The organism is Neobacillus sp. B24 (assembly GCF_055381825.1).
The window spans coordinates 2,645,774-2,664,331 of record NZ_AP035777.1; the positions used below are offsets into that span (position 1 = coordinate 2,645,774).

Consider the following 18,558-nt stretch of genomic DNA (forward strand, 5'->3'; position numbering starts at 1 on the left):
ACAAATTATCTTAAAAAATCGCCTGGAAGATTCACCTCCAGGCGCCTTAATAAAATCCCTATCCCATTTTCCCCACAACAAATTCGCCAATTTCATCAACCGATTGCTGGCCTTCGGGAATGTTAAACGTTTGGAACACATGCCACATGTCATCCCAAATTTTGAAACTAATCTCTACACCAGCAGCAGTAGCGCGGTCGACGAGGCGAACCGAATCGTCCAACAGAATTTCATCATTGCCTACATGTACGAGCATTGGCGGAAGATCGGATAAATCAGCATAAATTGGCGACACATGCGGGTCACGCGGGTCCAATTCACGAATATATAAAGCTGGTGTCGAGCGAGTGGATTCTGGTTTTAACCAAGGGTCTGCGTCTTTCCGCGTTTCCATGGACTTACCAGTTGCGGCCAAATCGGTCCATGGCGACAAGAGCACAGCCAAGGCCGGCAGCCTCTCGCCAGCTTCTTTTAACGATAAAAGCGTCGATAAGGTTAGGCCACCCCCGGCAGAATCTCCGCCAATGATGATATTCTCAGGAGAAATGCCTGAGTTAACTAACCAGCGGTAAGCGGCAAGTGCATCCTCAACAGCCGCTAGATAAGGGTTTTCAGGGGCTAGACGATACTCTGGCACGAGAACGCGCGAGGCTGTTGAACGTGAAAGTTTGGAAGCTAGGAATCTATGGGTGTTGCAGCTGCCCATTATGTATGCCCCGCCGTGCAAATAAAGGAAGACGCGTTCTTCTTTGGCATTTGGTGCCGTGACCCATTCAGCCGGAATGCCTTCAACAGATAACCTTTCCACTTTTACATCAGGAGCCACAGGAGTGAATGCGGATAATGCCTCCAATCCTCGACGCGCGGCATCAATGCTAAATTCTTGCGTTTGGTTTGTTAAAGAGGCTTTAAGTAATTGTTTTACCATCAAACTTTCTTGACTTGGCATAAAATAATTCCCCCTTTTGGTGTGATACGTATTAGTACTTCGCTATATTTCTTATAAATTCCTTTTTTTAAAAAAGTAAAAAAGAACCCATGCTTCATGGGTTCAAGAAAATTTGCCCGTTACCTTGGCGTCAGCGGTTTTACCGAAATAGCGGGGGAGAGGGTCGTCACGACGCAGCCCTCCAATTGCTCGGGTTTCAAAATTTCCAAGTCCAGTGCAGCCTTGATTTTTGTATCATCTGGCTTTTTCACGACTTGAATCAGGTCATTCAATTGCAGTTCTTCCAATCTCTTAACGGTTTCCACCTCGTTGTACCTTTCCGTTTTTCGAACCTGCCGCTGCAATTTGTACCCGCTGATCGTAATTTCACCTTTATGGTCAGTGCCTACAAGATTATTAAAATATGTTTGGAAAACATCTTTTAATTGGTTCATTTCCAGCTCAATTTCCTTTTTCTTCTTGTTCAGTTCGTAATACTTGACCAACATCTCTCCTGTAATCAAGGACTCATTACTTTTTAGCAACATCCTCGCCTCCCTACGAACGTATATTCTATTTTATGGGATTTTCCAAAAAATAGTACCACTAGATCACGAAGAAATTGATTTATTTTCTGACAAATTTTTTCTATTTATTTAAAAATTGGTATGATAGAATAATATTAGTTGGAAAATTCAAAAACTTTGCAAAGGAGCGTTGGAAATGAATGTACCTTTAGTATTGCCGCATTTTTTGGACCGGGCCGTGTCATTGTATGGGGACAAGCAGGGTGTGTATTGCGATGGGCGCAGTTTTACATACAAGGAACTAAATGCGCGTGTCAATCAGCTTTCCCACGGTTTGAAGGACCTGGGCGTCGAGCAAGGCGATCGCGTTGCTTATCTTGCACCAAACACTGTCGAGATACTTGAAGGTTTTTATGGGGTATTTCAGCTTGGCGCGATTATGGTACCGCTCAATATTCGTTTAAAGCCTGAGGAATATTTGTTTATTTTAAATCATAGTGAATCGAAGGTTCTTTTGGTTGACCAGGATCTATACCATTTGATCAAACCAATCAAGGCAGAGCTCACTACGGTTGAGCACATTATCGTCCATTATAAAGAGGCGGATACGAATGAAACCGATTACAACAACTGGCTGGCCAGCTATCCACAAACAAGTTTCCAACGGGCCGACCTTGACGAAAATGACGTGTGCAGTCTGCTTTACACTAGCGGCACTACCGGCGATCCTAAAGGTGTTATGCTGACGCACCGAAATAATTATCTGCATGCGCTAAGTTCCATGCATCACCTGCGCGTCACTGACCGGGATGTTTACTTGCACGTTCTCCCGATGTTCCATGTGAATGGCTGGGGTTCACCGTTTTACTACACTGCTAATGGTGCCAAACACGTTTGTTTGCGAAAGGCAACGCCTGAGTCCATTTTTCAAGCCATTATTGAGCAGAAGGTCACGGTGCTCCATATGGCTCCGACCGTGTTGAATTCGCTCCTGCAGTATTATGAAAAGTATCTCCCGGAAATTGGGCAGCCTGTTCGGGTAGTCATCGCCGGTTCCGCACCGCCGCCAGCTTTTGTTGCCAGGGTGGAAAAGGAACTAGGCTGGGAGTTTATCCAGGTGTATGGGATGACGGAATCATCGCCATTAAGCTTGGTTTCAACCATTCGCTCAGAACTGGAACACTTAACAGCCGGAGAAAAAGCCCGCATTAAAGCGAAGGCTGGCTACCCAATGATTGGCGCTGATGTGAAGGTGGTTAACGAGCATGCGGAAGAAGTTGCCCATGACGGAATGGAAATCGGTGAGGTTGTGACGAGGAGCCACGGCGTCATGCTGGGCTATTGGAAAAATCGGGAAGCAACAATGGAAGCCATTCGGAATGGCTGGCTTCACACAGGGGATATGGGAACAGTTGATGCCTACGGCCATATCGATATTGTTGACCGGAAGAAGGATATTATCATCAGTGGCGGGGAGAACATCTCTTCGATTGAAATAGAAGGGGCGCTTTACGAGCATCCTGCCGTTTTGGAAGCCGCTGTTATTGCCGTCCCGCATGAAAAATGGGGCGAAACCCCTCACGCCTATGTGGTGCTAAGGGAAGGGGATGAAGTCTATGAAGCTGACATCATTGCATTCTCTCGAGAAAAATTGGCCCATTTCAAGGCGGTAACCAGTGTCACGTTTGTAAAAGAGCTGCCGAAAACCGCTTCTGGAAAAATCCAAAAGGTCCATCTGCGCGATGAATATTGGCGTGCCAAAGGGAAATCGAATCGTTTTGTAAATTAAATAGCTTAATCGAGCCGCTGCAGGTCCCGAACCTATGGCGGCTGTTTTTATTTTTAAAATATGGAAACTTTTTCTTGTGCAATCCATCTAGAATCTCTACAATGAATCTAGCAAAAATAAAATGAGGGATGTTAATGAGCCAAAGAAGATATGATATTGACTGGCTACGAAATCTAGGAATTCTGTTGTTATTCCCGTTTCATTCGGCAAGAGCGTTTGATTATTGGGATCCGTTCTATGTGAAAAGTGAGGAGCTCAGCTGGGGATTAAGCTGGTTTATTGCCGTTACTAGTTATTGGTTTATGCCATTGCTGTTTTGGCTGGCCGGTTCGGCAAGCTGGTATGCGCTCGAGCGGAGGTCGAATCAGCAATATGTCAAGGACCGCGTGAATCGGTTATTGATTCCGCTTATTTTTGGGATATTCTTTATTATTCCTCCGCAAGGCTATTTTGCACAATTAAGTCACACTGGTACCGCGGGGAATTATTTTTCTTTTTTAAAAAACTACTTTACTGATTTTAGTGACCTTTCTGGTTATTTTGGCACGTTTACGCCTGCTCATCTATGGTTCATTTTGTATTTATTTGTGCTATCGTTAGCAGCACTGCCGGTCTTCTCATTTTTTCGAAGTAGAAACGTTGAAAAATTCAATGAGGTTTGCAGCAGGCCATCGGTGTTCTTGGCACTTTTCATCTTATTGGCGGGAAGCCAAGCGTTACCGGCACCAGGCGGGCAGAATCCATTCTTTTTCTTTGTTATTTTTATCCTGGGTTTCATAACCTGCAGTCACCCAAGCTACCAAGAGATGTTTAACGGTGTTCGGAGAATAGGGCTTATTGCTCTGTTTGTTTTGGTGCCCACATGGGTCGTGTTACTGCAAAGGCTTCACGAAGGGCATGCTTTTCTAGGAGCAGACATCATCCTAAATATTTTAAGGTCGTTCAATGTTGTATTAACCTTGATGGTGATTTTAGGATACGGTCATAAGTTTTTGAACTTCAATCACAAAGCTATTCCTTATATGAATGAAGCAGCGTTTCCCGTGTATATCCTGCATCAAAGTGTGTTGATTGTGGTCGGATATTTTATCTTAAAATGGAATCTTAGCGTCCTGCCGTCGTTATTGATCATTCTGGTGTTAACCTTTCTAATTTCTTTGTTTATTTACGAGTTTATGATAAAGCGGATTGCGGTTTTCAGATGGGTATTTGGAGTGAAAGTAAAGCCTGTGAAAGGGAAGAAAGGAGCCGCCACATATGCTGAGCTCTCTGAAAAGAAGTGATTTTGATTCGATAGATGATTCAAACCTTGGGGCAGCTTGTTTTGAACCCTTTATCCCGTTTATTCGCGGGAAAAACATAAAGGTTAAAGAGGAGCTTTTTCAAAAATTGACTACGGGTCAAAAAGCGTTGTTCATGTTTAAGGCGTACTACAATCATGCAAATAAGTCATTGGCGGAATTTTATTGGTGGAGTGCTTATTATTATGCACAGCCGAAATCGTGGGCAGCGATGAAGGCTGGGCTCCAATACTTTGGAGCGGCTGCCTTTTACATGCTGGTTGAAGAAATAGAAACGGTCCTAGAGGCGAGGGGGTTCCCAAACAGTTTGGATGATTTCACAGTCTCATATAATGATATAGAAAAAGATCATGAACTACTATCAGAGATAGAACCCCTTCATAAACTTTTCATCCAATTTTCACCAGAAACGTTGAAGAAGATCGGCAAGAAAATCAGATCCAACCCGAGCGAATTTATTCAATTTGAAGAATAGTGCAGGGAATTAAAATAAGAATGGTGAATTTTATTAAGGAATAGGAGGATGCATCTTGATTATAACAAAAGCAACGCTGAACGAATTAGAAGCAGTAACAGAACTATTTGACTTGTACAGACAGTTTTACGAGCAGCCAAGCAACCTGCCCGCGGCAAGAGAGTTTTTGCAGGAAAGAATAGAGAACAATGAGTCGATAATTTATATTGCCTATGATGGGGAGTCGGCTGCAGGCTTCGTCCAGCTATATCCATCGTTCTCATCGGTGAGCCTGAAGCGGGTGTGGGTGTTAAACGATTTATACGTGAAAAAAGATGCCCGCAGCAAAGGTGTTGGTGAACAGCTAATAGCCAAGGCTGCTGAATTGGCTGTAGAAACAGGTGCAAAGGGACTTTTCCTGGAAACGGCCAATGATAACATACCTGCCCAACGGCTTTATGAAAAAATTGGGTTTCAAAAAGAATCAAGTTACTTTTATTTCTTATCCGTATAAAAAGGATGCCTTCAAGCATCCTTTGTCTTCATTTCCGGGTTTAACTCTTTAATCGTTTCCTTATCACAAATGACAAACAACTGGGCATCGGCCGGTATGGGCTGGTCGAGCTTTTGGTTGATATGGAGGTCACTGCGGTCGGCGACCAAGGTGGCTCCTTTATTAAGCAAATCCATAAACGCATCCCGATAAGTTTTCCATTCAGGCTGCTTCGGAATTTCATACATAGTCTCCCTATGCTGTGTACTCATCAATTCCGAGTAAATATTGGTGACACCATGGGAGAATAGCGATCTTACTGCAGCATGAGAAATCATTTCCTGCGTCGGAATAAACTCATCCACTTTGACATGTTTGAACAATTGAATATGGTCCTGGTTGATTACCTCGGCAGTGACGTGTATTTCTTTTTTTAGCTTTTCCTCCAGAGTGGTGATGGCGGTAGCTATTAACAGGGTTTTGCCATCGACCAGCAGGGGGTCGCGATTGGCGTAGTTATCTTGGGTGATTTGGTCGGCAAAGATAATCACACCTTTAGATTTTGCAAGGTTTGCATTAAGTAATGTTTCTTCTTCTGTGGCATTGCCGCGCACATAATATAGCCGCTCTTCCATCATTGGCGCTTGTTTTAGGTCATCGATAATGACGATATCCATTTTCTTGTCGGATTTAAAAATTTCCCGGATCGCCAATTTGGATTTCGCGCTCCATCCAATCAAGATAATATGGTCCTTGCCAGTATATTTCATTTTTCCTCCAACCTTCATTCTGTCAATCAAATAGACAGATTTAATCATTTTACCGATAAAAACGCTAACAAGTCCAATCCCCGTAACGTACATAAAGATCGTATAAATCTTTCCTTGGTCCGTAACAGGGGCGTAGTCCCCGAATCCGACCGTTGCCAGCGTGGTCAGCACCCAATAAATCGAGGTTATGTACGATTCAAATGTTTTCGGTTCAATGAGATATATCCCGAGACTTGCCAGTAAAATATATAAAAGTACAAATGGAACAAATATCTTGTCCCGAAGTTTAATCAAGTGATAGAGCAGCTTTTTTACCTTCATCCCCAAGAGCGATCATCCCTGTTGTGAGTCATTCGTAATTTTATATTTCCCAACTTTCACCAAAAAAGTATGTTTCTCTTCATTCAAGCATAAAAAGCACTAAGGAGGGGGGCTAATAGATGGAGAGCCAAAAGAAGCAGACTGTCCTGTTGCTCGTATTTTTCGTTTTAAGTGCTGGCGGGTTTATCATGATACATGAGGTGACGATAAAACCCAACCAGTATTCGGGGAATGGTAATTTCGGCATCCTATTCATGATGCCGACTGTTCCCATTTATCTTATTTTCTTATTTCTTTTTGGCAGGTTCATGACCCATGTGTCTGTAAAAATCAGCTTGATATTGTCTGTTATCGTTATTATTTTATTACTCTTTGCAGAGATGGCTTTTATAAAGAACTTGGTAACGGAACTGGGTGGTGGACCGGAACAACCAGATTCAAGGATCTTTCGATTCGGCTGGTTCAACCAATATACGAATTCCATCTATTTTAATTGGATGACTTTCATGATGGGAATGTGCCTTTCTGCGTTCATTTCGTCTTGCATTGGTATAGCAAGGGGTAGTAAACGGGGTTAAATATTCTTTAATTTTTCAAAACTTTTGCAGTTCCTCGTGGCCATAGTTTGATAGATTGAATGTAGTGGACAGAGGAGGGATACTGTTGAATATTACCCCAGTGGAAAAAATTATTTCTGGTAACGTGTATATGGTAGAAATGGCGGACGGAGCCGTAGATTCTTTTCGAGTGCTTACCGAAACGCCAACACATTATATTTTGTCTTATTCTATCGATGGAGCAGTCGAGGTGTTTGAAAAAACTAAAAGTGAAATCAAAGCCATTTATGATGTGAAGGAATGGCTGGCAGGAAATAAAATTTAACGTGATGGAGTCCTTGTAGTGGGCTCCTTTTTCCATTTTCTGATAAAATATGAATGGAATTTACATTTGGCAGGGGGAAATGAAAATGGGGGAGCCATCTATTTCAAAAGAAACCGTCGTGTTGGATTTTTATCGTGATACATATAGAAATTATTTTGAAGATTATTTCTTACCGGAAGAACAGGCTAAGTTTACCGCGCACCCGTTGGATGCACTGCTTGCCTGCGAAAAGGACCGTACCCGATATCCGATTATTATTTTTTATAATGGTGTACCTGCAGGCTTTTTTGTCCTGCATGGGTGGGAAGGCGTGAAGGAATACTGGAATAATCGGGATGCCATTCTGGTGCGGGGATATTCGGTCAATACTTCTTTTCAGGGAAGGGGAATTGCCCAGAAGTCCTTGGAATTGCTGCCAGCGTTTGTGAAACAGCATTTTCCTGATATCAACGAAATTATACTAGCCGTCAATTTTGGTAATGGATTGGCACAGCATGTATACAAAAAATGTGGATTTTTAGACCAGGGCGTTCGGACAATGGGGAGTAAGGGTGAGTTGTTTATTTATCATCTAGCACTATAAATGAATGGGCATATTATTCGGTACCTACCACGAAAGGAACTATCATGAATTTTCTGTTTGAGCTCATTGTTGAATTTATCTTAGAAGTTGTTTTCCACGGAATACTTCGTCTTTTTGCAGGTATCTTTAGGTTTTTTCAAAAAATATTTCGAGGGATTTCTAAGCTTTTTAGGACACGGAAATAAGCACACACCCCCATCCTCATAAGGAAAGGGTGTGTGTGACCTCATTGAGTTGTACAAGTTCATTAGACGATAAAGCGAGTTTGATTAATAAGCGGAGAAATTTCTCTTATTTAAGAAAAAGCTCCGAAAATAGCCTAAATAGACGGAAGAATTCCGGTTATTGACTCAAAAAACGTGAAAATAAGTGATTTTTCTTTGCTTAAGCGGAAAACCTCCGCTTAAATTCCCCGAACCGAGCCCTATTCACAAGACTAACCGGAAAATCTCCGCCTATCTAATATCACTTGCTACTTCAATTAAGGAAAGGGGGCTTCCCGTTTATTTTGCTAAAAGACGATCAAGATGTTTTAAAATTGCCTCACGATTCCCGGAAATCTTTGATTCACGTTCCTGGTCCTTGGTTAATTTTTTTAAGGATTTCGCTAACACCTCTTGTTCGCACTCTTGCGGGATGACCACTACCCCGTCTGCGTCGCCAACGATAATGTCACCAGGGTTTACGGTCATTCCTCCGCATGAAATCGGGACATTGATCTCGCCCACTCCGGCTTTGCCGCTGGCGGCCACTGTCGTTCCTTTGCTAAAAACAGGGAAATTTAACTCTTTGATGCCGATAATATCACGAATCACTCCGTCGACGACTAGTCCGCCGATTCCGAGTGTTTGCATCATACCAACGACAAAATCACCGGCAATTGCCCGGTATTGGTCTCCTTTGGCATCGACTACCAGAATATCACCGGGCTTTGCGTTTCGAATCGCTTTTAGAACGGCAAGATTATCGCCGACAGGAATCTTGACTGTGAATGCCCTGCCGGCTAATTTATATTCTTCTTTTAACGGTTTGATCGAAGGGTCCAGGTTGTTTAATCCATCCATACCATCTGAAATGCAGGTAGTTGGCAGCTTTTGGAACTCTTTTACAAGGTTGTTCATTATAAAAACCTCTTTCCGTCATTTTCACCTATTATACTATTATTCTGAAAATATTGGGAAATATAAAAAATCGTCAACACTTACCGTTGACGACTCAAAAATCTTAAATAAGACTATTCTTTCCTGTCCAGCTGTCACTTAAATCTGCATCGGAAATATAGGAGATGGGGATAAATATTGGAGCAAAATCGCCATTCTGTTCCCCGTAGCCTTGATTTCGTTTATAGGAGACGAATTGATCTATAAACACATTCGGCCCCATATTAAGAACCGAGGCATGGTCCAATACATTCACCTTTATGTTTCCTAGATTGACAACCATCGGTGCAAATAGCAACCATATCCCCCCTTAAATAAGGCTGTTCTTAGAAGTTGCACTGTCTGAAACGTCTGGATCTACCACATAGGAAATCGGGATGTTAACAGGGGAGAGATCACCGTTTTGTTCCCCAACGCCTTGATTGCGCTTATAGGAAGTGAATTGGTCAATAAATTGGTTGGGCCCTAAATTGACAATCGAACTATTATCCACCGTATTTACCTTAAACGCCAAGAAATTAATCGACATAGGTGCAATATTCAAGGTACAACACTTCCTTTTTTTATAGTCGGCATATCGAGGATTTCATCTTCAAACACAATCTGAACAGGGCAGATCGTGACCGATGCATCAGCACTCTGCTGGCCAAAGCCTTGATTTTTTTTGGCAGTGCTATTGGTTCCAATCATGAAATTAGTACCAAAGGAAACCGCACTTTTATGGTCGGGACTACCCAATTTTAACTCACCAATATTGACTCTCGTCGGGATAAACATGGTCATATCTCCTAAAAAGGATGTATTTTTAAACTATATTCGCCTGACCAACTAGATATGTACCAAAAAAAGAAAAGTGGCATCTGCCACTTTTAAGAAGGAAAAACTTATGGGTTAGTACATCCTATGTCGGAAGGTGGACGTGCATGTAGGCAACTTGTCCTGTATCTGAAAAAATGTGCATTAGCACATTTTTTGAATGAGTTGTATTGAATTATTTTTCGGTGAATTAACCAATGGAGAAACCTTATATGCTTCCATTCGTTTATGATCTAGCGGAACCAATAAATGCGACAATAATCTTGGATCCTTATTGGCTGGATTCAGCCAGGTTGGTTCATCTTCAGGCCTTAAGATGACCGGCATGCGGTCGTGAATTTCCGTCATCAATTCGTTTGGAGTGGTTGTAATCACTGAGCAGGAGAAGACCGATTTTCCCTCAGGCGATTTCCATTGCTCCCAAAGTCCTGCCATCGCGAACAAATCTTCTCCCTTTAATTTAATTCGCATTGGCGTTTTTGTTTTATCCTCGTGCCGCTTCCATTCGTAAAAGCTATCGGCGATTATTAAACACCGTTTCTTTTGAAAAGCATGGCGAAAGCTTGGTTTTTCCGCGATTGTCTCTGCACGGGCATTGATCATTTTATAACCAATCGACATATCCTTGGCCCATGGCGGAATTAATCCCCATTTCAGAAATCCCATCCGGTTGGCTTTCCCGTCGTTAATAATTGCTAATACAGACTGTGATGGGGCAATATTGTAACTGGGAGCATAGTTTTCTTCATCAAGAAATGCCTGAATATCAAAACGGTCAAGAATCTCGTCAATCGACGCAGTCAGTGTAAAACGGCCGCACATATAGATCACCTCGTGAAATACTTACGTTCATTTTAGCAAAAATATAGGACAGGAGTGAAGAGATGCCTACGATCGATAAATTGTTTAGGGAAAGAATTGGCTATCCCGAAAAGGAGAAAATTACTTTTGAAAATTTGGATGAAGTTTTGGAAAGAACCGCATTTACGATTCCATTTGAAAATATCTGCATCATGAATAATACCTTCAAAGACATCACAAAGGAAAATGTTATGGATAAAATTTTGACTCGCAGGGAAGGCGGGGTATGCTACGAATTAAATTCCATTTTGCATTACTTTTTACTTGAGAACGGTTTTGACGTGAAGTTGGCAGGCGGGGTTGTATTTAATCATAATGCCGGGTCCTGGAGCGAAACCGGGAGGACACATGTTCTGAATCTTGTGCTGCATAATGGGAAGGAATACTTGGTTGATACAGGTTTTGGCGGGAATATCCCATTAAAACCTGTGCCGCTGAGCGGTGAGGCTGTTTCCTCCCGAAACGGGGAGTTCAGGATCAGGAAAGAGAAGACGGAGCATGGTGATTACATCTTGGAAATCAAAATTAAGCACCGCCATGCCGACTGGACGGTCGGTTATGCATTTGATTCGACAGCACCAATCAATGAAATCGATTTGAATGATATTCAAAAAATAATTGCAGAGAGCCCGGCATCCGGTTTTAATAAGGGTCTTCTGGCAACTGTACTAACCGAGAGCGGCAGCAAGGTGTTATCCGAAACTTCCTTCACCGAGCGGATCGACGGCAGGGAAGTAAAGAAGGAAATTGACAGGAGTCGGTTCAAGGAATTCGCAAAGGAGCACTTCGGCTTAAAAATAGGAGACATATGACAAAAAACACGCTGAAACTTAAATCAGCGTGTTTTTTTGTATAATTAATGATTAGCAACTTTCTCAAAGGCGCCTGGCCTGTTATGAACAGAAATTTTGTCCAATAGCTTGATACTCTCTGTATTTAGACCTTTTAGATTCACGACTACACCATTTTGATGGAACTTTATTACAACTTTATCAATCGCACCGACAGCGGAGTCATCCCAAAGGTGAGCATTTGATAAATCGATATCCACTTCAGTTACATTCTCTTTATAATCAAAACTGTTTACAAACTCCGTTACAGAGGCAAAAAACAGCTGGCCAGAAACGTGATAAACCTTATTATGAGCGCCTTTTGCAGAAAGGCTGGTTACCTTTACTTTTGAGATTTTTGATGCAAAGAAGATTGCACTTAAAATAATTCCAACCAGTACTCCCAGTGATAAGTTATGGGTTTTTACAACGGTCAAAACTGTAACTGCCATAACAATCGTATCCGTAACAGGCACTTTTCGTAATGTTTTTAGGCAAGACCAGTCGAACGTACCAATTGATACCATAAACATGACACCAACTAGTGCTGCCATTGGAATCTGTACGAGAAATCCTTGCAATGATACAATCAGGGTTAATAAAAAAGCCCCCGCAACAAATGTAGATAAGCGGCCCCTACCGCCAGACTTTACATTGATTACTGTTTGACCAATCATGGCACATCCTGCCATACCGCCAAACAAACCAGAAACAATATTGGCAATTCCTTGACCACGCGCTTCTTTATTTTTATCACTATCTGTATCCGTCATATCATCAACAATTGAAGCAGTTAGAAGGGTTTCTACTAATCCAACAATGGCGATAGATAAAGAATATGGAAAAATAATCTGCAGCGTCTCCAAGTTAAATGGAATGTCTGGAATTAAAAACACAGGTAATGTTGACGCTAATTCACCCATATCTCCAACTGTCCGAACACCACTTCCAGAAAAGATCGAAATAGCAGTAATCACAATAATGGCGACTAATGGTGATGGAACAGCTTTCGTAAATCGAGGAAGGATATAAATAATCGCTAATGCTCCTGCAACCATCGCATACATTTGCCAGGATGCACCTTTAAACTGAACCAGTTGAGCCATAAAAATTAAAATGGCAAGGGCATTGACGAAACCTGTCATCACAGATCGTGGGACAAACTTCATTAAACGACCTAACTTTAAAGCGCCCATAATGATTTGGATAACACCAGTTAAAATGGTTGCAGCAAGTAAATACTGCAGGCCATGATCTTTTACCAATGTTGTCATTAATAAGGCAGTTGCTCCTGTAGCTGCAGAAATCATGCCGGGCCTTCCGCCAACAAAAGCTATGGTCACAGCAATACAAAACGAAGCGTATAATCCCACCATTGGGTCTACACCTGCAATGATGGAAAAGGCAATTGCTTCAGGGATCAAAGCCATTGCAACCACAATTCCTGAAAGAATATCTCCCCTGATGTTTCCAAACCATGAATATTTTATTGTACTAAAATTCAAACGTCGCGCCTCTCCCTTTGTTTTTATTTTTGTGACTTTCAACTCTCATGAAAGTCGGGTCCGTTGTGAACAAGACACAGTATAATAGAATGTGACAAATTTGTGAAATGCGATGAAAGCGGACACATTTTGTCCGTTCTTTGTTTTACGCTATTTTCCTTCGTTTTCCGGTAGACATCTATAATTTTTTGAGGGAATGGAGGATTAGATGAAATGTGGAAATAATTGTCCTCATGCTAGGTTAATGAGGACAAAGTCGGAGTAAATCCAGATGCAGCTGTCCTCATAATAATCAACTCTCTCCCAATGAGGACAATTGACTCGTTATAATGGAAATAAAAGGGTGAATACTCCACTAAATCCATATCATTTGCATTACTTTTTCACTTTATTGCTTTAAAGTGTTGTGCGAAAATTATGAAAATGGTAAAATGTAATTGTTTAAATTCTTCTGAGTTTAGACCTCCTAACTTTGAGAACTTAGCTGTCCGCTAGTTTCTCGCTTGGGCCTTTGATTCCTGTCAAAGGTTCTTTTTTATGACTTTAACATGGTATAATTTGGCATATAATATGAACGAGGAAGGAAGGTAGGCAAGTATTGCAATTCATAACGTTTGATCAATGGAATGATGAGTTGTGGCAAAAGGTTCTTCCCATATATGAGCATGCCTTTGCTGGAAAGGGGGCTAAACCGGAAAAAATTATCATCAACATGTTTCGAAAACACATCTGCTATTTGCATGTTGGTCTGTTTGGAGATGATGTTGTGGCAATGGCACTGACTGGCGGGTTAAAAGAAATCAGGGCATTGCTGATTGATTATCTGGCAGTGGCTGAGAACTTCCAAAACCAGGGGCTTGGCTGGGAGATGGTTGACCACATAAAGGAATGGTGCCTACCAGAGGGCAAGTTCGAAAGTATTGTATTAGAAACCGAGGCAGAAGACACTCCAGAAAACCTCGCGCGAATCCATTTTTGGGAAAAATGCGGATTCACCTTAACTGATTATATTCATCACTACATATGGGTTCCGGAAACATATCGGGCGATGTTTGTAAAATTGGTGCCTAACACAGACCTCCCGGAACATGGGGAAGACCTGTTCCGGTATATTGGAAGGTTTCATAAAACTTCTTTTCAAGGGTCTTAATATAATATTTCATTAATTGCAGGTTCTTCGGACCTTTTATTGTAAATAATACTAAGGTTATTTTATCAAGGGAGATGTTTTAGATGCGTGGACAAATCACACCGTACTTAATGTTTGATGGCAATGCAAAAGCAGCCCTGGAATTTTATCGTGACGTATTTGGCGGAGAAATATCAAATCTTCAAACCTACGGAGAGGCTGATTACCCAACTCCACCTGAGGCAGATGAGCGAATTATCCATGCCCAATTTAGAAAGGACGATTTGGTACTCATGGTGTCCGATGCATCACCTGGGAATAAGGTAATCATCGGGAACAATATTTCATTAACATTGGACTTTGAAAGTGAAGAGGAGATTCAATCCATTTATGATTCTCTTCGGGAAAAAGGGAACGTCTACATGGAATTGCAAGATACATTCTGGGGAGCCAAATACGCCAAGGTTCAGGATGCATTTGGATTGATTTGGGATTTGAATTATCAAAAGTCTTAATATGGATGTTCACGTGAGAGAGTCTTACGTGAACATTTTTATTTAATCCAAAAATATATTTTTCCATTCCGGCCGAGGCAGCATACAACTATCGGCTTTTCCGAACCATTTATATCGATTGTTGGCGATGATTTTGTAAACGAAATCACGTAAAGGCCGTGGCATAATGAGGAATATAGATAAGTATTTCCATGCCCCGCTGAGTCCTCTGCACACTCTAAGTGCCGCAGTCGATTCCACATAGACTTTCTTATTTTCTATTAAAACAAAGCTGTTGATATCATGACTTAACCCAAATTTATGAACCAGGTTTTTCCCAATTTCACCTTGCAAGGATGCGAAATGAAATCGGCCTTCAGGATCTCTTTTTATAATGAATTGCACACTGCTGTTGCAAAGGTTGCATACACCATCAAATAAAACGATACGATACATTTCTCTCACCACCTACTAATCTATAATTGGATACCTAAATCTTACCATAACCTAAAGATCGAAATAGGCAGTTTTGACAGAGCTTTCTCTGATAATTTACCTGTTTTCGTTAATGACAGGGTTTTTTCAGGGATGACGTTTCCTGCGTTGACATCAAATGTTACATGGATTTCATTTGGGTCGTCTGTCCCGAATTCAAAGGCGCTTCCGAACTGTACTAAATCATCAAGCGGAGCAAATTCCTGAATAACTTCAAAATAAGTATCACTATCGCGATTGATCATCCTGCCTGCAACACACGTTTTATAAGATTTGCGTGAACCGGAAGTGGTTGAGTAAGAAATACCCGAGCCGGGAATTCCTACAGTCGAAGTCCGTCTTCCACTGCTATGGATGGTATATCGCAGTCCAGGTCCGCCAAAACTGACGCCTACACCTTTTTTGCCTACATTCATCCGGACGCCTGGTGCAATTTTAAAGCTTTTTCGAAAACGCAACCCCATTCCAACTACCTCCAAAACATTGTGATAATTAAAATTATGACACGGTAACGGAGGATTTACAATTTGAGCAAAAAAACTTCAATCATATAGGAAAAAATGATACTTTTAAAGAAACTTCAAAATATTCAAATGGCGGTGGGCATTATGTGGGAAAACGATTTAGTCAAGTTGTTACAAATTACTTACCCAATTATTCAGGCACCAATGGCAGGCGGGGTGACTACGCCGGAACTAGCCGCAGCGGTATCTAATGCCGGCGGGCTTGGGATGATTGGCGCAGGCTATCTGACTTCAGTTGAATTAAGCAATCAAATAAGAGAAACTCGTAAGTTAACCAACAAATATTTTGGGGTGAATTTGTTTGTACCAACCCCGTATGCAATAGATGAGGAAAAACTTCAAACAGCTAATCAAATCTTACAGGGGGTACTAACCGAACTGGGGATAAAGGACCAACCTCAGTTTCCAACCTATGAAGCTGATCTTCAAACCTTCCATGAACAAATTGATATCTTAATAGAAGAAAAGATTCCGGTTATCTCGTTTACTTTTGGGCTTCCCTCCAAAGAAGTTGAAACGAAATTAAAACAAAATTCGTCAATATTAATAGGAACAGCCACTACGGTTAAAGAAGCAATTCTGAATGAAAAAGCAGGAATGGATGCTGTTGTTATGCAGGGTTTTGAGGCTGGCGGCCACCGTGGGACTTTTTATCGCAGTGACAATGAGAGTTTAATTGGATTAATGTCGCTCATTCCGCAAACCGCTGACACAATCGGCATTCCGATCATTGCGGCAGGGGGCATTATGGACACCCGGGGAGTGATGGCGGCCAAATGCTTAGGTGCTCAAGCTGTGCAAATGGGAACTGCCTTCCTTGTTTGTGAAGAGAGCGGGGCAAACAACCTGCACAAGAATGCCATTGTTGACGCTACAGAGGACCAGATTGTATTAACCAAGTCCTTTTCGGGAAAAATGGCCCGTGGCATTCATAATAGATTCATTGAAAAGTTTCAAGACGTGGAACATCTCCTGCCAGATTATCCGTTGCAAAACCAACTAACAAAAGCAATCAGAAAAGCGGCGGGTGCTAACGGAACATCAGATTATCTGTCACTTTGGTCTGGCCAAAGCCCACGTTCAGCCAAAAAACAGACAGTAAAGGAGCTTTTCCAAGAAATAATTTCAGATGTAGAAAAACTGCGATATTAGGAGTTTTTTGAAGGAAGGTAGGGAATAAGTGAGCAAGTTTTTGAAAAAAACACCTTATTTGTTGGTTTTATTGGTATTTCCTATGCTAGGCGGAGTATACCATTTGTTAAACAATCGGCCGCAAAAAGCAGTGGTTCTGATAACGACAGTGGACAAGGAAATCCCGTTTATGCCGATTTTTATTATTCCCTACATCCTTTGGTATGGGTATATTTTCTGCTATTTAATTTATTTTTGTTTTAAGGATACAAAGATTTATTTAAAAACCATTACATTGATAGTAACCGGTGAACTGATTTGCTTTGGTATTTATTTCTTTTTCCAGACGTATGTACCTAGGCCACCGGTCGAAGGGACTGGATTTTTAACGATACTGGTGCAATGGATTTATGCGAAGGATCAGCCGTATAACTGTTTTCCAAGTATCCATGTGCTAACCACTTTTGCCATTATGCTGGCATCGCTTCACATTAAAAATAAAGATTTCCTAAACACAGCCTGTATTCATATCGTGGGCAGCTTGATTATTATTTCCACGCTGTTTGTCAAGCAACATGTGATTTTCGATATGATTTCATCTATGTTCTTAGTAACCTTTCTTTATGGACTATCATTTGAACTGCTGTCACTTCGACTCGATCAAAAGTCTCAAGCAGCCATTATTAAGAATGAATGAAAACGGACTAAATAAAGTCCGTTTTTTAATTTAAAAAAATAAAAAGAGTGCCCTTTTAAGACACTCTGATTGATTGGCCTAGGTCTGGCTTGGTCAATTGCCCGAGAAAAAAATAGCATTTCTACGTCATATGAACCGTTTTAATATGCTGGAGATTTAAATAAACAGGATCACCCTTTGCCGTAATGATTTCAACAAAATTATCCTTGATTCCTTGAATTTTACCTATGACATTTTCATTCTCACCAATATTGAACACAATCAGTTCGCCCTTTAATTTTTCAATCTGAATTTCAAAAGATCGAGCAAAGGTGATGTTACTAGGATTTACTGGCAGACTGGCATTGCTTAAGCCGTATGGCCGTTGATGATTCGTATAAGGAATCAGCCATTTCAGATGGTTTAAGGAGATGAACATGGTTTTATAAATGGGGGAGTAAAACACAAAGTAATTATTCATGATGCTGATAATATATCCATGCAAAGCTTGTTTACTTGTCACATATATTTCTGAAAAGATTCCCTTTGCCAATGTTAGTGTTTTCCTTAAAGAGATTTCTTCATTATGATTATAAATCGGTGTAGGTTCATTATTTAGGGTGAATTCATCAATTTCATCCTTTTTTAAATATTGCCAATTCTGTATATGAACGGTTGGAATATATAAATAATCATACCCATTATAAAGGACACATAAATCGCCGCCAACATCTACCATCATGCCGCTTATTGTTTTTTTTCCAGAAAGTTCAAGTTTAATATATTTACCGATATTACCTTTTAAAGTCATTCATTCACATCCTTTCTGTTAGGACGACATTACAAAAAGAGAAGGGCTGTCAAAAATCTTAAGGCAATCGTGTCAGTT

The 18,558-nt window shown here is 41.1% G+C and carries 24 protein-coding genes; 12 read left to right on the forward strand and 12 right to left on the reverse strand.

The window, feature by feature from the left end; genetic code table 11:
• Positions 1–58: 58 nt before the first annotated feature.
• The gene (locus ACZ43M_RS13065) at positions 59–949 is read right to left on the reverse strand and encodes an alpha/beta hydrolase (protein WP_464507839.1); all 891 of its coding nucleotides are present in this window, start codon (positions 947–949) and stop codon (positions 59–61) included.
• A 119-nt stretch (positions 950–1,068) separates the two neighbouring features.
• Positions 1,069–1,476 (reverse strand): hypothetical protein, encoded by a 408-nt coding sequence (locus ACZ43M_RS13070; RefSeq protein ID WP_464507840.1) that lies wholly within the window; start codon positions 1,474–1,476, stop codon positions 1,069–1,071.
• Between the two features lie 175 nt (positions 1,477–1,651).
• Here ACZ43M_RS13070 and ACZ43M_RS13075 point away from each other — a divergent pair, with 175 nt between their 5' ends.
• From ACZ43M_RS13075 to ACZ43M_RS13090, 4 genes are all read left to right on the forward strand, one after another.
• Positions 1,652–3,244 (forward strand): long-chain-fatty-acid--CoA ligase, encoded by a 1,593-nt coding sequence (locus ACZ43M_RS13075; RefSeq protein WP_464507841.1) that lies wholly within the window; start codon positions 1,652–1,654, stop codon positions 3,242–3,244.
• Positions 3,245–3,378: 134 nt separating this feature from the next.
• Positions 3,379–4,527 carry an acyltransferase family protein gene (locus ACZ43M_RS13080; RefSeq protein ID WP_464507842.1) on the forward strand — a complete coding sequence of 383 codons (1,149 nt, stop codon included), beginning with the start codon at positions 3,379–3,381 and terminating at the stop codon, positions 4,525–4,527.
• Complete coding sequence (locus ACZ43M_RS13085) at positions 4,502–5,020, forward strand: hypothetical protein (RefSeq protein WP_464507843.1); 519 nt, start codon at positions 4,502–4,504, stop codon at positions 5,018–5,020. Before ACZ43M_RS13080 ends, ACZ43M_RS13085 begins: the two co-directional genes overlap by 26 nt.
• Before the next feature lie 55 nt (positions 5,021–5,075).
• Positions 5,076–5,513, forward strand: a complete 438-nt coding sequence (locus tag ACZ43M_RS13090; protein WP_464507844.1) for an N-acetyltransferase family protein — start codon at positions 5,076–5,078, stop codon at positions 5,511–5,513.
• Between the two features lie 11 nt (positions 5,514–5,524).
• Here the strand turns inward: ACZ43M_RS13090 and ACZ43M_RS13095 are convergent, their stop codons facing one another.
• Positions 5,525–6,583 (reverse strand): ion channel, encoded by a 1,059-nt coding sequence (locus tag ACZ43M_RS13095; RefSeq protein ID WP_464508022.1) that lies wholly within the window; start codon positions 6,581–6,583, stop codon positions 5,525–5,527.
• A gap of 119 nt (positions 6,584–6,702) precedes the next feature.
• On the opposite strand from ACZ43M_RS13095, the gene ACZ43M_RS13100 reads away from it, so the two are divergent.
• From ACZ43M_RS13100 to ACZ43M_RS13110, 3 genes are all read left to right on the forward strand, one after another.
• The gene (locus ACZ43M_RS13100; RefSeq protein ID WP_464507845.1) at positions 6,703–7,161 is read left to right on the forward strand and encodes a hypothetical protein; all 459 of its coding nucleotides are present in this window, start codon (positions 6,703–6,705) and stop codon (positions 7,159–7,161) included.
• Positions 7,162–7,246: 85 nt separating this feature from the next.
• Positions 7,247–7,465, forward strand: a complete 219-nt coding sequence (locus ACZ43M_RS13105) for a hypothetical protein (RefSeq protein WP_464507846.1) — start codon at positions 7,247–7,249, stop codon at positions 7,463–7,465.
• A gap of 85 nt (positions 7,466–7,550) precedes the next feature.
• Positions 7,551–8,048 (forward strand): GNAT family N-acetyltransferase, encoded by a 498-nt coding sequence (locus ACZ43M_RS13110; protein WP_464507847.1) that lies wholly within the window; start codon positions 7,551–7,553, stop codon positions 8,046–8,048.
• Positions 8,049–8,551: 503 nt separating this feature from the next.
• Here the strand turns inward: ACZ43M_RS13110 and ACZ43M_RS13115 are convergent.
• From ACZ43M_RS13115 to ACZ43M_RS13135, 5 genes are all read right to left on the reverse strand, one after another.
• On the reverse strand, positions 8,552–9,169 hold the full coding sequence (locus ACZ43M_RS13115; protein WP_464507848.1) for an RraA family protein: 618 nt from the start codon (positions 9,167–9,169) through the stop codon (positions 8,552–8,554).
• Between the two features lie 103 nt (positions 9,170–9,272).
• Positions 9,273–9,506 (reverse strand): hypothetical protein, encoded by a 234-nt coding sequence (locus tag ACZ43M_RS13120; protein WP_464507849.1) that lies wholly within the window; start codon positions 9,504–9,506, stop codon positions 9,273–9,275.
• A 12-nt stretch (positions 9,507–9,518) separates the two neighbouring features.
• Entirely contained in the window at positions 9,519–9,752 is a 234-nt protein-coding gene (locus ACZ43M_RS13125) for a hypothetical protein (RefSeq protein WP_464507850.1), read from the reverse strand.
• On the reverse strand, positions 9,749–9,985 hold the full coding sequence (locus ACZ43M_RS13130; RefSeq protein WP_464507851.1) for a hypothetical protein: 237 nt from the start codon (positions 9,983–9,985) through the stop codon (positions 9,749–9,751). Before ACZ43M_RS13130 ends, ACZ43M_RS13125 begins: the two co-directional genes overlap by 4 nt.
• Positions 9,986–10,168: 183 nt before the next feature.
• Positions 10,169–10,846 (reverse strand): SOS response-associated peptidase, encoded by a 678-nt coding sequence (locus tag ACZ43M_RS13135; RefSeq protein ID WP_464507852.1) that lies wholly within the window; start codon positions 10,844–10,846, stop codon positions 10,169–10,171.
• Between the two features lie 62 nt (positions 10,847–10,908).
• Between ACZ43M_RS13135 and ACZ43M_RS13140 the strand changes: the two genes are divergently transcribed.
• A complete protein-coding gene (locus ACZ43M_RS13140) occupies positions 10,909–11,697 on the forward strand; it encodes an arylamine N-acetyltransferase family protein (protein WP_464507853.1) in 789 nt (262 codons plus the stop codon).
• Between the two features lie 44 nt (positions 11,698–11,741).
• On the opposite strand, the gene ACZ43M_RS13145 is transcribed toward ACZ43M_RS13140, so the two are convergent.
• Entirely contained in the window at positions 11,742–13,220 is a 1,479-nt protein-coding gene (locus tag ACZ43M_RS13145; RefSeq protein ID WP_464507854.1) for a SulP family inorganic anion transporter, read from the reverse strand.
• Between the two features lie 598 nt (positions 13,221–13,818).
• Here ACZ43M_RS13145 and ACZ43M_RS13150 point away from each other — a divergent pair.
• Together ACZ43M_RS13150 and ACZ43M_RS13155 are read left to right on the forward strand one after the other, a co-directional pair.
• Positions 13,819–14,370 (forward strand): GNAT family N-acetyltransferase, encoded by a 552-nt coding sequence (locus ACZ43M_RS13150; RefSeq protein WP_464507855.1) that lies wholly within the window; start codon positions 13,819–13,821, stop codon positions 14,368–14,370.
• Between the two features lie 83 nt (positions 14,371–14,453).
• Entirely contained in the window at positions 14,454–14,864 is a 411-nt protein-coding gene (locus ACZ43M_RS13155; protein ID WP_464507856.1) for a VOC family protein, read from the forward strand.
• Positions 14,865–14,906: 42 nt separating this feature from the next.
• Here ACZ43M_RS13155 and ACZ43M_RS13160 read toward each other — a convergent pair whose 3' ends face one another.
• Both ACZ43M_RS13160 and ACZ43M_RS13165 read right to left on the reverse strand, forming a co-directional pair.
• Positions 14,907–15,299 (reverse strand): thiol-disulfide oxidoreductase DCC family protein, encoded by a 393-nt coding sequence (locus tag ACZ43M_RS13160; RefSeq protein WP_464507857.1) that lies wholly within the window; start codon positions 15,297–15,299, stop codon positions 14,907–14,909.
• Between the two features lie 41 nt (positions 15,300–15,340).
• Positions 15,341–15,802 carry a DUF4236 domain-containing protein gene (locus ACZ43M_RS13165; protein ID WP_464507858.1) on the reverse strand — a complete coding sequence of 154 codons (462 nt, stop codon included), beginning with the start codon at positions 15,800–15,802 and terminating at the stop codon, positions 15,341–15,343.
• 144 nt (positions 15,803–15,946) lie between these two features.
• On the opposite strand from ACZ43M_RS13165, the gene ACZ43M_RS13170 reads away from it, so the two are divergent.
• Both ACZ43M_RS13170 and ACZ43M_RS13175 read left to right on the forward strand, forming a co-directional pair.
• The gene (locus ACZ43M_RS13170; protein WP_464507859.1) at positions 15,947–17,014 is read left to right on the forward strand and encodes an NAD(P)H-dependent flavin oxidoreductase; all 1,068 of its coding nucleotides are present in this window, start codon (positions 15,947–15,949) and stop codon (positions 17,012–17,014) included.
• 103 nt (positions 17,015–17,117) lie between these two features.
• Positions 17,118–17,690: a phosphatase PAP2 family protein gene (locus ACZ43M_RS13175; protein ID WP_464507860.1), complete on the forward strand. Its 573-nt coding sequence runs from the start codon at positions 17,118–17,120 to the stop codon at positions 17,688–17,690.
• Between the two features lie 121 nt (positions 17,691–17,811).
• On the opposite strand, the gene ACZ43M_RS13180 is transcribed toward ACZ43M_RS13175, so the two are convergent.
• Positions 17,812–18,480, reverse strand: coding sequence for a DUF2642 domain-containing protein (locus ACZ43M_RS13180; RefSeq protein ID WP_464507861.1), 669 nt, complete (start codon positions 18,478–18,480; stop codon positions 17,812–17,814).
• Between the last annotated feature and the right edge of the window lie 78 nt (positions 18,481–18,558).